This window comes from Paracoccus stylophorae (genome assembly GCF_028553765.1).
GTDB classification, from domain to species: Bacteria; Pseudomonadota; Alphaproteobacteria; order Rhodobacterales; family Rhodobacteraceae; genus Paracoccus; species Paracoccus stylophorae.
In genome coordinates this window covers 2,955,763-2,968,483 of sequence record NZ_CP067134.1, presented here as the reverse complement: position 1 = coordinate 2,968,483, position 12,721 = coordinate 2,955,763, and the positions used below count along the sequence as shown (strand labels likewise).

Sequence of the window (12,721 nt, the reverse complement as noted above, 5' to 3'; positions counted from 1 at the left end):
GTCGCAGGCTGCCCTCAGGCGCGTTCGCTGTATTCGAACATCTCGGTGTTGACGACGATATTCTCGCCCTCGCCCACGAAGGGCGGGATCATGATCCGCACGCCGTTGTCGAGGATCGCGGGCTTGTAGCTGTTGGCGGCGGTCTGGCCCTTCACCACAGGTTCGGTCTCGGCCACCTTGCAGGTGACCTTCTGCGGCAGCGACACCGACAGCGCCTCGTCACCGTAATATTCGATGGTGGCGGTCATGCCGTCCTGCAGGAACGGGCGGCGTTCGCCCAGAAGATCGGCGTCCAGTTCGGTCTGCTCGAACGTCTGGCTGTCCATGAAGACCAGCTTGCCGTCGCTTTCATACAGGAATTGCTGGTCCTTCTGGTCCAGCCGGACGCGTTCGACCTTGTCTTCGCTGCGGAACCGCTCGTTCAGCTTGCGGCCGTCGCGCAGGTTCTTCAGTTCGACCTGCGCAAAGGCCCCGCCCTTGCCGGGCTTGACATGGTTGACCTTGACCGCGGCCCACAGACCGTTGTCATGCTCCAGCACGTTGCCGGGGCGGATTTCGTTGCCGTTGATCTTGGGCATGCGTTGAACTCTTGCGAATGTTGCGGGATTTCGGGCCGTCCGGGCGTTGAACGACGCGGTCGCGACCCTATATCGCTGGCTGGACCGCAAGGCAACCGGAACGGATTTGCCGCGTTGTCAAGACGGGAACTGCAGCGCGATGTTGCAGAAAAAATTAGGTCGAGGGAAGATTTATCTGATTTTTGCACGAATTGCAGGTTATGCATGGCAGCCATGCGATTGAGGGAATATCGAATCGGTGCCGAACTGGTCTATGTCAGGCGGTACCGTCAGAGAAACGGAAAAGTAAATGACGCGGGGTGGACCGGAACCCCCCGCATGGTCCGCAGGTTGACGCGGACCCAGAACATGGACGAATGAAATGCGCGATTTTGTGGATGGCTCGGCTTTCAATTTCGAACAGGGACAGCGCGCCCGCAAGCTGTTTGCGGCGGTTGTGCTGGCTGCGCTGGACGATGCCATCGCCGACGACAAGAAATATGGCAACGGACCCGAACAGATCGCGCGGTGGGCGCGGTCCCGCGACGGCCGCGAGGTGCTGAGCTGCGCCGGCATCGACCCGAACGAACGGGTCGTGAAAGGGCTGATGGATTTCGTGTCCAAGGGCGTGCGCACCTCGGTCGCGCTGTCGCGCGAGGAAAGCGAACGCCGCATGGCCGCCGAGGCGGAAGAGGCCGAAGCGGCCTAGATCGCGCCGGCAGGATGGATGGATCGTTGCAGGCCGCCTTTCGGGGCGGCCTTTCCGATTCCGCAGCCTGCATCGCGGCAAAGCCGTTGGGACGGTGTGCGCGGCGGCATCACAGCCGCGTCACCACCCGATCCGCGAACAGGCGCGTCACGTCATGCGCGTGGCACAATTCGGTGGCTGGCGTCATCACCGCCGCCGAGGCCGCCGCCGCGCCCAAGGCCAGCGCCTCTTGCACCGGCCAGTCGCGCGCCACGGCCAGAACGAACCCGGCCACGAAACTGTCGCCCGCGCCCACCGCGCTGACCACCGGCACCGGCGGGATCGCGGCGTGCCAGGCGCCGTCCGGGCCGGCAATGACCGATCCATCCGCGCCGCGCGCCACGATCACCGCCCGGGCCGCGCCGTCACGCACCAGCCCGGCGGCAAAACCGGCGCTGTCGCCGCGCTGCGGCAGCTTGCGGCCCGCCAGAGCCTCGGCCTCGTGGCTGTCCATGCGCAGCACATCGACCGGGATCGACGATCCGGCCAGCGCCCGCAGCGCGTCGCCCGACGTATCGACCAGCAATCTGGCGCGGCCGTCCTTCAGCCGCACGGTCAGCATCTGTTCGAAGCCCGGCGCGACGCCCGGCGGGTTCGATCCCGACACGACCACCCACCCGCCCGCGCGGGCGCTTTCCGCGATCGCCGCCATCATGTCGGCCACATGCGTCTTGTGCCATTCGGGTCCGGGCATGACGAAACGATACTGACCGCCCGTCGCCCGGTCGGTCACGGCCAGCGACTGGCGCGTCTCGCCCGGTGCGGTCAGCCGCACCAGCCGCAGCCCGTCGGCCTTCAGCATGTCGGCGATCCGCGTGCCGGTCGCGCCGCCAAGCGCGACCATCGCCGTGGATTGTCCGCCCATCACCTTGATCGCGCGACTGACATTGATGCCGCCGCCGCCCGGATCGACCACCGGCTTGTCGCAGCGAAGCTTCAGATCCGGGCGCACCTCGTCGGCGGCGGTGGACAGATCCAGCGCCGGGTTCAGCGTGACGGTCAGGATCGGGACCTGCGGCGCGCCCTCGGCCAAGGTCATTCCCACCACCTGTCGATGCGCGCGATATCGTCGTCGGACCAGCCGAAATGATGGGCCAGTTCGTGGGTGACGACATGGCCGATCAATTCGCCCAGGGTCACGTCCCCGCGCGAGGCCCATTCGTCCAGCAGCGGGCGGCGGAACAGCCAGACGATGTCCGGCCCGCCGGGCTGGTCGGCGACCGATTTTTCGGTCACCGGGATGCCGTCGTAAAGACCCGTCAACTCGAACGGATCGTCGATCTGCAATTCGTCCAGCATCTCGTCGGGCGCGAACTCGGCCACCCGGATCGCGACATCCTGCGCGTGACCCGCGAATTGCGCCGGCAACGTCGCCATGGCGGCGCGTGCCATGCTTTCGATCTCGGTTGCGTCGGGTGCCCGCACGCCGTCCCAGTCAGTCATCCGCACCTCCTGCGTTGCGTCCCCGATATGGACAAAAATCGCGCCGTGTGAAAGAGCACCGGACAACAGGAGACGCCCATGACCACCACCCGCTTTGCGCCCTCGCCCACCGGCCACATCCATGTGGGCAACCTTCGGACCGCGCTGTTCAACTATCTGATTGCGCGCAAGGCCGGCGGGACCTTCATCCTGCGGCTGGACGACACCGACCGGGACCGCAGCAAGGAGGAGTATGTCGAGGGGATCAAGCGCGATCTGGACTGGCTGGGCCTGCACTGGGACCGGGTCGAGCGGCAGTCGCAGCGGCTGGACCGATACGCGCAGGTCGCCGACGATTTGCGGGCCGATGGGCGGCTTTACGAGGTGTTCGAAACCCCGACCGAGCTGGATCTGAAGCGCAAGAAGCAGCTGAACATGGGCCGGCCGCCGGTCTATGACCGCACCGGGCTGGCCCTGTCGGACGCCGACAAGGACCGGCTGCGCGCCGAGGGGCGCGAGGGATACTGGCGTTTCCGGCTGGATCACGAGCGGATCGAATGGCAGGACGGCATCTTGGGCGACATCTCGATCGACGCGGCCTCGGTCAGCGATCCGGTGCTGATCCGCGCCGACGGGCAGGTGCTGTATACTTTCGCCTCGTCGGTGGACGACACCGATATGGGGGTGACCGATATCGTGCGCGGATCGGATCACGTCACCAACACGGCCACGCAGATCCAGATCATCCGCGCCATCGGCGGCACGCCGCCGAATTTCGCCCATCACAGCCTGCTGACCGGCGCGCGGGGCGAGGAATTGTCCAAGCGTCTGGGCGCGCTGTCGCTGAAGGATCTGCGCGAGGCGGGGGTCGCGCCCCAGGCGCTGCTGTCGCTGATGGGCAGGCTGGGGTCGGGACAGCCGGTCCGGCTGACCGACCTTGACGAGCTGGCGGAGGCGTTCGATCTGTCGCAGTTCGGCGCCTCGCCCACCAAGTTCGACGCCGAGGATCTGTGGCCGCTGACCCGCGAACGGAACCAGTCGCTGCCCTTCGCGGCGGTTCGCGACCGGATTCTGGCGCTTGGCGTGCCCGAGGATCAGGCCGAACGGTTCTGGCGCGTGGCCTCGCAGAACATCACCCGGATCGAGGATCTGGCCGACTGGTGGCGCATCTTCAACGAAGGGGCCGAGCCGCAGATCGACCCCGAAGACGCCGATTTCGTCGCGCAGGCGATGACCATGCTGCCGCCCCCGCCCTATACGGATGCAAGCTGGGGCGAATGGACCGCACGTGTGAAAGAGGCGACGGGCCGCAAGGGCAAATCGCTGTTCATGCCGCTGCGCAAGGCGGTGACGGGGCAGGCGCACGGCCCGGACATGTCCGACGTGATGCCGCTGCTGCGGGTGGTGAAGGCGCGCGGCTGACGGCGCGACCGCGCGGGCCGGCAACGGTTGCCGCGCACCCGCAAAGGCCGGCAAGTTCGTCTGTCGCCACGAAACCCCTTGACGCCCCTGACGGCTTTCCGTAAATCGCCGGCACCCGTGGCGGAGTAGCTCAGTTGGTTAGAGCAGAGGAATCATAATCCTTGTGTCGGGGGTTCAAATCCCTCCTCCGCTACCATTTCATCTTTCAAGGTTTTCCCTTGCCAACAGGGGCGAAAACCTGCGGTGCGGGCGGTCTTGTCATCGTGCACGGCCGACGCGTCACCGGCTCAGCAGCGTCCGGGTCAGCGGGCTGTCGGGCCGGGTCAGCGCCTCGATCACGTCGAAATGGTGCCGGCCGGGATCGACGACGCTGTCGGTCGCGGCGCCCAGACCTGCCCAGATATCGGCCAGCAGCCGCGACTGGCGCAGAAATTCCGGCCGTTCCATGCCGCCGACCCACATGGTGACGGGGATGTCCGGCCTGGGGGTCAGCAGGGCGGGGCTTTCCCTCTGTGCCTCGTCGGCGTCGATGGACAGCGTCCGGTTCATCGCGGTCCGCATCAGCGGGCGCAGATCGGACAGGGCCGAGATCGGGACGCAGGCGCTGACCCGTGCCGCGACGGGATCTGAAAGGGTGCCGTCATCGCAGATCATCCGTGCCGCCAGATGCCCCCCGGCCGAGTGTCCGGTCAGTGCAATCGGACCGGCGACGCGGCTTGCGGCGTCCTCGATCGCGGCTGCGACCTCGCGCGTGATCGCGGCGATCCGTGCCGCCGGCGCCAGCCTATAGGCCGGCATCGCCACCGCCCAGCCCGCCGCCAGCGGACCTGCCGCCAGATAGGACCAGAGGCCGGGATCGAAGCTCATCCAGAATCCGCCATGGATGAACACGGCCAGCCCCTGCGGCTTGGCATCGGGCAGGAACAGGTGACCCTTTCCCAGATCCTGCGAAGCATGCGTCGCGCGGAAATCGGCAGATCGCTGCCGCCAGCGGTCGGGAAAGGCGTCGCCGCCCGGAATATGCGGGGCGTTCGCATAGGCGTCGTCCCAATCGGTGACCTGATAGAACATCGTGCACTCCTTGTTGCCGGCAACAGAACCGGCAGTCCGCCAGCGGTCAAGAGGCAGGATCGGCGCAGGGCCGGATCGATGGCATTTTCGATAACGCGGTGCGGTGACGTAGGGACAGGGGGGCTTTCCAACAGGTGGATTCTGCCGCAAAAGCGGTTCATTGGAATGGTGTCTGTTATGGTTGTCCTGCGCGTCCTTGCGGTTTTCCTTGCCCTGCTTCCCTTGGGCGTCGGGGCGCAGAGTGCCGATCTGCGGGTGGAATACGTGACCGCGCGGCAGGAACCGCTTGCCGTCGATCTGCAACTGTCCGGTTCGATCGAGGCGCTGGACAGCGTCGATCTGGGCTTTCGCCAAAGCGGCCGCGTCGTCGAGGTGCTGGTCGAGGAAGGCGACCGGGTTCAGCCCGGACAGGCGCTGGCGCGGCTGGATTCGGTTCAGCAGGATCAGGCGCTGAAGGTGGCGCAGGCCAATCTGGCGGCGGCCGAGGCGGCGCAGGCGCAGGCACGTCAGGCCAGCCAGCGCGCCAATGCCATGCTGGAACGCGGCGTCGGCACCCGCGCGGCCCGCGACGCCGCCGAACAGGGCCTGTCCGAAGCGACGGGATCGGTCCAGCGCGCGGAAAGCGCGGTCGATCAGGCACGGCGCGCGGTCGATGACACCGTGCTGCGCGCGCCGCAAGCCTCGGTCGTGACGAACCGCGCGGTTGCGCCCGGACAGATCGTCGGCGCCGCGCAGCCGGCCTTTTCGCTGGCCACGCTGGAGGGGCTGGAGGCGGTGTTCCAGGCGCCCGATCACCCGCTGCTGGATGCGGCGATGGGGCGTGAGGTGCGGTTGACGACCATCGACATCGACCGGCCCGACCTGACCGGCACCGTGACCGAGATCGCGCCGCTGGTCGATCCCCGCACCGGCACGGTGACGCTGCGCGCCCGGATCGGCCCGGTCACCGGCAACATGTCGCTGTTGGGTGCGGCGGTGCGTGGCCATTTGCAGATCTCGACCGATGCGGGGATCGTGCTGCCCTGGACGGTGCTGATGCGTCAGGGCGAAAGCCCGGCGGTCTGGATCGTGGACGACGACGACCGCGTGCGCCTGACGCCGGTGCGGATCAGCCGTTTCGGCAACAACACCGTCTATCTGTCGGACGGTGTCGAGGCCGGTCAGACGGTGGTCGGTGCCGGGTCGCAGCTTCTTTATCCGGGGCGCAAGGTTCAGCCGGCGGGGGCGCAGCCATGATGTGTCGGCTCGCCTTGTTGCTGGCGGCGGCGCTGGCGCTGGTCGGTCCCGCGTCCGCGCTGGAACTGCCGGACTGGCTGGGCTTTGGCGATGAACCTGTGGTGCAGGCCGACCCGCGCCCCGTCGTGACCGAGATCGTCGAGGATCGGGGCGAGGCGTGGCGGTGGGTGCCCGGCACCGTGCAGGCCCGCACCCAGGTCACGATGGCGTTCCAGACGCTTGGCCGGATGGTCAGCCGCGATGTCGATCTGGGCGACATGGTCGAAGAGGGTCAGGTGCTGGCCGAACTCAGCACCGAGGACATGGCCGCCACCACCCGCGCCGCGCAGGCCGCCGTCGACGCCGCCCAGGTGCAGTTGCGGACCGCGCGCACCACGCTGGAACGCACGCAAGAGCTGGCGCGGCGCAATGTCGCCTCGAACGCGCAGCTGGAACAGGCACAGCGCGCCGCCGCCCTGGCCGAGGCTGCGGCCGATCAGGCGCGTTCCGAACTGGTTCAGGCGCAGGACGCGGAAAGCTTTGCCACCATGACCGCGCCGTTCGCGGGCGTGGTCAGCGCCGTCTTTGAAACGCCCGGCGCCGTCGTGGATGCCGGCGCGCCGATCCTGCAACTGTCGGCCGATGACCGGCTTGAGGCGGTGATCGACTTGCCGGAATCGGCGCTTGGCGGTCTGCCCGACGACGCCGCGTTCACAGTCTGGCAACGCACCGATGCCGACCGGCAGGTGCCGGCCACGCTGGACCGGATCGAGCCGCTGGCCGACCGCGCGACCCGCACGCGGCGTCTGTATCTGACCCTGCCCGCCGACGCGCCGTTCCGTCTGGGCGCGCTGATCCGCGCCCGGCTTGGCACCGCCGGCGAACCGGCGCTGACTGTCGCGCCCAAGGCGATCTTTTCGCGTGACGGGCGTGACTGGGTCTGGCGGGTGCTGCGCGAGGGCGACACCGCGCGGGTCGAGGCCGTGCAGGTCCGCACCGGCCCCGAAATCCAGGATCGTACGCTGATCCGGTCGGGGCTGTCGGACGGGGACGAGGTCGTGATCCGCGGCGTTCATTCGCTTGAGGACGGCCAGCCGGTCGGCAGGGGGGTCGAGCCATGAGGCGGTTCAACCTGTCCGACTGGGCGCTGCACCATCGCAGCTTCGTGTGGTTCCTGCTGATCGTGTCGATGCTGGCCGGGGCCTACAGCTATCTCAACCTGGGCCGCGAGGAAGACCCGAACTTCACCGTCAAGACGATGCTGATCGGCGCCGCGCTGCCCGGCGCCAGCATCGAGGAGACGCTGAAACAGGTCACCACCCGGATCGAGACGAAGCTGGAAGAGCTGGACGAGCTTGATTACACCCGCTCGGTCACGACGCCGGGGCAGACGGTGGTGTATGTCGAGCTTTTGCCGACCACGCGCGGCCCGCAGGTGCCCGAAATCTGGAACCGCGTGCGTCAGATGATGGCCGACATAAGACCCGAATTTCCGCAGGAATTTCAGGGCTTCCAGTTCAACGACAATTTCGGCGACGTGTTCGGCAACATCTATGCCTTCACCTCGGACGGGTTCACCCCGCGCGAATTGCGCGACCGGATCGAGGATATCCGCAAGCAGGTCGCGGCGCTGGATGCCGCCGGCAAGATCGAGCTTCTGGGCGAGCAGGACGAAGAGATCTATCTGGAATTCTCGTCCGCGCGGCTGGCGGCACTGGGGCTGAACGAACAGCAGGTGATGGCGACACTGGCGACGCAGAACGCCATCGCACCGTCGGGCGTGATCCAGGCCGGAGATGAGCGCGTGCTGGTGCGCGTCGGCGGCCAGTTCGACGATGCCGCCTCGATCGCCGCGGTCAATCTGCGGGTGGGCGAGCGGTTCTTCAACCTGTCGGACGTGGCCACGGTGCGACGCGGCTATGAAGACCCGCCCCAGTCGCTGTTCCGTTACCGGGGCGAGCCGGCCATCGGTCTGCAGATCGGGATGCGCGATGGCGAGAACATCCTTGAATTCGGGCGGCAACTGGACGCGCTGATGGCGCAGGTCGCCGCCGATCTGCCCATCGGGATCGAGATGGCGAAGGTCGCCGACCAGCCGCATGTCGTCGACGAGGCGGTCGGCCATTTCGTCACCGCGCTGGCCGAGGCGGTGATCATCGTGCTGATCGTCAGCTTCATCAGCCTGGGGTTCCGGGCCGGGTTCGTGGTGACGCTGACCATCCCGCTGGTGCTGGCGATCACCTTCGTCATCCTCGACCTCTATGACATCACCCTGCAGCGGATCTCGCTTGGCGCGCTGATCATCGCGTTGGGGCTGCTGGTCGACGATGCCATGATCGCCATCGAAACCATGATCTCGCGTCTGGAACTGGGCGAATCGCTTGAAAACGCGGCCAGCTATGCCTGGACCTCGATCGCGTTTCCGATGCTGACCGGGACGCTGGTCACCGTGGCCGGCTTCATTCCCATCGGGCTGAACAACTCGGCCGCGGGCGAGTTCACGTTTTCGCTGTTCGTGGTGATCGCCGTCTCGCTGCTGATCTCGTGGGTGGTGGCCGTGCTGTTCGCGCCGCTTCTGGGGGTGACGTTCCTGACCACCAAGATGGCGCATCAAGAAGGCCATCGCCCCGGCTGGCTGCGCCGCCGGTTCCATGGCCTGCTGCGGATCGCCATGCGGTTCAGGTGGCTGACCATCGCGATCACGCTGGCGATCTTTGCGCTGTCCGTGTTCGGGATGCGCTTTGTCGAACAGCAGTTCTTTCCCACCTCGGACCGGACCGAGGTTCTGGTCGATGTGACCGAACGCCAGAACGCTTCGATCGCCAAGACGCGCGCCGATATGGACCGGCTGGAGGCGACGCTGGCCGACGATGCGGATGTCAGCTTCTGGACGTCCTATGTCGGGCGCGGCGCGCCGCGCTTTGTGCTGTCGATGGACGTGCCGACGCCGGGGCCGCATATGGGGCAGATCGTGATCCAGACCCCGGATCTGGCGGCGCGCGACCGGGTCAAGGCGCGGTTGAACGATCTTGCCGCGCGCGAATTCACGGGCGTCGACATCTATGTCAAGAACCTCGAAATCGGTCCCCCGGTCGGCAAGCCGGTGCAGTATCGCGTCAGCGGCGACAGCATCGACGCGGCCCGCGACGCGGCGCGCGGTCTGGCCACCGTGCTGGCGTCCGAGCCGCGTCTGCGCGACATCGCGATGGACTGGAACGAACCGGCGCGGGTCGTGCGGCTTCAGGTGGATCAGGACCAGGCGCGGCAACTGGGCGTGACCAGCCAAGACATCTCGGATTCGCTGTCGGCGCTGTTTTCGGGCGTGGTCGTGACGCAGCTGCGCGACGATATCTTCCTGATCGACGTGATCGCGCGCGGCGACGCCCAGGATCGCGAATCGCTGGAATCGATCCGCAATCTTCAACTGACCACCAGCACCGGCCAGCGGATCCCGATGACCGCGCTGGTCAGCCTGAATTATGGCACCGAACAGCCGCTGATCCAGCAGCGCAACGGGCGGCCCACGGTCACGGTCATGGCGGCCATCGCCACCGCTGACCAGCCCGCCACGCTGGTTCAGGATCTGGCGCCTGCCATCGACGATTTCCGCGCGGACCTGCCGCCCTCCGTTTCGGTCGAACTTGGCGGCACGGTCGAGACGTCGGGCGAAAGCCAGGCGCCGATCGCGGATGTCGTGCCGATCATGCTGCTGATCATGGCCACGCTGGTGATGGCGCAGATGCAGGGGTTCCGCCTGTCGCTGATCGTGTTCGCCGCGGCGCCACTGGGCCTGATCGGGGTGGTCGCGGTGCTGGTGCCGTTCGGCGTTCCGATGGGGTTTGTGGCGATTCTGGGGATCCTTGCGCTGATCGGCATCCTGATCCGGAACTCGGTCATCCTTGTGCACGAGATCCAGGAACTTCTGGGAAAGGGCCGGTCCAGATGGGACGCGGTCTTCGAGGCCTCGGACAGCCGTGCGCGGCCCATCCTGCTGACGGCGGCGGCGGCGTCGCTGGCCCTGATCCCGATTTCGCGGCAGGTGTTCTGGGGGCCGATGGCGTTCGCGATGATGGGGGGCATCATCGCCGGCACATTGGTCACGCTTGTCTTCGTGCCGGCGCTTTACTGCGCCGTGTTCGGCGTCAAACCGCCCGCGAAAGACCCGGCGGAGACCTGAAGACGGGGCCGCCGGTCTGCCGTGCGGCCCCGTCGGGCGCTGTCCGCGCGTGACGCGCTATTCGGCGGCGCTGCGTTTCGGCAGCACCCAATCGGGGCGCGGAAAGTGACAGGTATAGCCGTTGGGGATGCGCTCCAGGTAATCCTGATGTTCCGGCTCGGCCTCCCAGAAATCGCCGGCGGGTTCCACCTCGGTGACAACCCGGCCCGGCCACAACCCCGAGGCATCCACATCCGCGATCGTGTCCAGCGCGGTCTGTTTCTGATCCTCGTCAAGGTAATAGATCGCCGACCGATAGCTGGGGCCGACATCGTTGCCCTGCCGGTTCGGCGTGGACGGATCGTGGATCTGGAAGAAGAATTCCAGCAACTGGCGATAGCCGATGCGCGCGGGATCGAAGACGATTTCGATCCCCTCGGCATGGGTGCCGTGGTTGCGATAGGTGGCGTTCGGGACATCGCCGCCGGTATAGCCCACGCGGGTCGAGATCACGCCGGGCAACCGCCGGATCAGGTCCTGCATGCCCCAGAAACAGCCGCCGGCCAGGATTGCGCGTTCGGTCATCTCAAGCCTCCTCGACCTGATCCAGATAGTCGCCATAGCCTTCTTCCTGCATCTTCTCTTTGGGGACGAAGCGCAGCGAGGCCGAGTTGATACAGTAACGCAGACCGCCCTGGTCGGGGGGGCCGTCGGGAAAGACATGGCCCAGATGGCTGTCGCCGTGCCGCGACCGCACCTCGGTCCGGACCATGCCGAAGGACACGTCGCGATGTTCGGTCACGTTGCCGTCGACGGGTTTGGTAAAGGCGGGCCAGCCGCAGCCGGAATTGTATTTCGCGGCACTGACGAACAGCGGTTCGCCCGACACCACGTCGACATAGATGCCCGGTTCGAAATGATGATCGTATTCGCCGGTGAATGCGCGCTCGGTACCGTTTTCCTGCGTGACGCGATATTGTTCGGGCGTCAGCCGCGCGACGGCTTCGCTTGTCTTCTGATAGGCCACTTCATCCTCCACGGCTCGGGTCCTGTTCGCACCCGTATATGGGAACGATTACCCGGTTTCGCAAAGGGGTCAAAGCTGCGCGATGCGGGCCTTGGCCGCGGCATATTCGCGGGCCAGCCGGTCGATGCGCGCGGCGGCGGGCTGAATGTCGCGCACGGCGCCGATGCCTTGGCCCGATCCCCAGATCTGGCTCCATGCCTTGGCCTTGGACGATCCTTCGGCGAAGCTCATCGATTCGGCGCCGGCGCTGTCCAGATTGTCGGGGTCCAGCCCGGCCTTGCGGATCGAGGGCGCGAGATAGTTTCCCGAAACCCCCGTGAACAGTGACGAGGTGACGATGTCCATCGCCCCGCTGTCGCAGATCATCTGCTTGTAATCCTGCGGCGCGTTCGCTTCGGCCGTGGCGATGAAGGGGCTGCCGATATAGGCCAGATCGGCGCCCATCGCCTGCGCCGCCAGAACCGCGCCGCCCGTCGCGATCGCGCCGGACAGCAGCAGCGGGCCGTCGAACCAGTCGCGGATTTCCTGGACCAGGGCAAAGGGCGATTGCGGTCCGGCATGTCCGCCCGCCCCGGCGGCGACCGCGATCAGCCCGTCGGCGCCCTTCTCGATGGCCTTTCGGGCAAAGACGTTGTTGATGATGTCGTGCAGCGCGATGCCGCCGCAATCATGCGCGGCGGCGTTCACCTCGGGGCGCGCGCCAAGCGAGGTGATCCAGATCGGCACCTTGTGGCGGTGACAGATCTCGATGTCGCGATCCAGCCGTGCATTGCTGCGATGCACGATCTGGTTCACGGCGAAAGGCGCTGCGGGACGATCCGGGTTGGCCTGGTTGTGCCGGTCAAGCTCTTCCGCGATGCGGGTCAGCCACGTGTCCAGCACCGGGGCCTCACCGTCTTTCTCGCGCGCGTTCAGCGCCGGAAAGCTGCCGACGATGCCGGCCTTGCACTGCGCGATCACCAGTTCGGGCCCGGACACGATGAACATCGGCGCGGCGACCACCGGAATGCGCAGGTTTTGCAGGATGGGTGGCAGCATCTGATCCTCCGTCACGATTCGGGGCAAGATGGCGCGGGCGCGCGCAGCGGACAAGCGGTAACGCG

General features: G+C 66.8%; 12 protein-coding genes and 1 tRNA gene. 6 read left to right on the top strand and 7 right to left on the bottom strand.

The features are described 5' to 3' along the window. Positions 1–14: 14 nt before the first annotated feature. A complete protein-coding gene (gene efp / locus JHW45_RS14640) occupies positions 15–578 on the bottom strand; it encodes an elongation factor P (protein ID WP_272858331.1) in 564 nt (187 codons plus the stop codon). A gap of 361 nt (positions 579–939) precedes the next feature. Between efp and JHW45_RS14635 the strand changes: the two genes are divergently transcribed. Continuing rightward, the gene (locus JHW45_RS14635) at positions 940–1,266 is read left to right on the top strand and encodes a DUF6280 family protein (RefSeq protein WP_235755011.1); all 327 of its coding nucleotides are present in this window, start codon (positions 940–942) and stop codon (positions 1,264–1,266) included. Positions 1,267–1,375: 109 nt separating this feature from the next. On the opposite strand, the gene JHW45_RS14630 is transcribed toward JHW45_RS14635, so the two are convergent. Both JHW45_RS14630 and JHW45_RS14625 read right to left on the bottom strand, forming a co-directional pair. Next, positions 1,376–2,344: a 1-phosphofructokinase family hexose kinase gene (locus JHW45_RS14630; RefSeq protein WP_272858330.1), complete on the bottom strand. Its 969-nt coding sequence runs from the start codon at positions 2,342–2,344 to the stop codon at positions 1,376–1,378. Continuing rightward, positions 2,341–2,748 carry a metallopeptidase family protein gene (locus JHW45_RS14625; RefSeq protein WP_272858329.1) on the bottom strand — a complete coding sequence of 136 codons (408 nt, stop codon included), beginning with the start codon at positions 2,746–2,748 and terminating at the stop codon, positions 2,341–2,343. The genes JHW45_RS14630 and JHW45_RS14625 overlap by 4 nt, the downstream gene beginning before the upstream one ends. 78 nt (positions 2,749–2,826) lie before the next feature. On the opposite strand from JHW45_RS14625, the gene gltX reads away from it, so the two are divergent. Then, the gene (gltX, locus tag JHW45_RS14620; protein WP_272858328.1) at positions 2,827–4,149 is read left to right on the top strand and encodes a glutamate--tRNA ligase; all 1,323 of its coding nucleotides are present in this window, start codon (positions 2,827–2,829) and stop codon (positions 4,147–4,149) included. A 119-nt stretch (positions 4,150–4,268) separates the two neighbouring features. Next, positions 4,269–4,345: transfer RNA gene (locus JHW45_RS14615), tRNA-Met, on the top strand. An 83-nt stretch (positions 4,346–4,428) separates the two neighbouring features. Here JHW45_RS14615 and JHW45_RS14610 read toward each other — a convergent pair. Beyond that, complete coding sequence (locus JHW45_RS14610; RefSeq protein ID WP_272858327.1) at positions 4,429–5,220, bottom strand: alpha/beta hydrolase; 792 nt, start codon at positions 5,218–5,220, stop codon at positions 4,429–4,431. A gap of 177 nt (positions 5,221–5,397) precedes the next feature. On the opposite strand from JHW45_RS14610, the gene JHW45_RS14605 reads away from it, so the two are divergent. From JHW45_RS14605 to JHW45_RS14595, 3 genes are read left to right on the top strand one after another with little or no spacing between them, the layout of a single operon-like run. Then, the gene (locus JHW45_RS14605; protein WP_272858326.1) at positions 5,398–6,456 is read left to right on the top strand and encodes an efflux RND transporter periplasmic adaptor subunit; all 1,059 of its coding nucleotides are present in this window, start codon (positions 5,398–5,400) and stop codon (positions 6,454–6,456) included. After that, on the top strand, positions 6,453–7,556 hold the full coding sequence (locus tag JHW45_RS14600; RefSeq protein WP_272858325.1) for an efflux RND transporter periplasmic adaptor subunit: 1,104 nt from the start codon (positions 6,453–6,455) through the stop codon (positions 7,554–7,556). Before JHW45_RS14605 ends, JHW45_RS14600 begins: the two co-directional genes overlap by 4 nt. Then, positions 7,553–10,612, top strand: coding sequence for an efflux RND transporter permease subunit (locus JHW45_RS14595; protein ID WP_272858324.1), 3,060 nt, complete (start codon positions 7,553–7,555; stop codon positions 10,610–10,612). Before JHW45_RS14600 ends, JHW45_RS14595 begins: the two co-directional genes overlap by 4 nt. A 57-nt stretch (positions 10,613–10,669) precedes the next feature. Here JHW45_RS14595 and msrA read toward each other — a convergent pair whose 3' ends face one another. From msrA to JHW45_RS14580, 3 genes are read right to left on the bottom strand one after another with little or no spacing between them, the layout of a single operon-like run. Further along, positions 10,670–11,176, bottom strand: coding sequence for a peptide-methionine (S)-S-oxide reductase MsrA (msrA, locus tag JHW45_RS14590; protein ID WP_272858323.1), 507 nt, complete (start codon positions 11,174–11,176; stop codon positions 10,670–10,672). Position 11,177: 1 nt separating this feature from the next. Continuing rightward, positions 11,178–11,630: a peptide-methionine (R)-S-oxide reductase MsrB gene (msrB, locus tag JHW45_RS14585; RefSeq protein ID WP_272858322.1), complete on the bottom strand. Its 453-nt coding sequence runs from the start codon at positions 11,628–11,630 to the stop codon at positions 11,178–11,180. A gap of 57 nt (positions 11,631–11,687) precedes the next feature. Next, entirely contained in the window at positions 11,688–12,656 is a 969-nt protein-coding gene (locus tag JHW45_RS14580; RefSeq protein WP_272858321.1) for an NAD(P)H-dependent flavin oxidoreductase, read from the bottom strand. Positions 12,657–12,721: the final 65 nt, after the last annotated feature.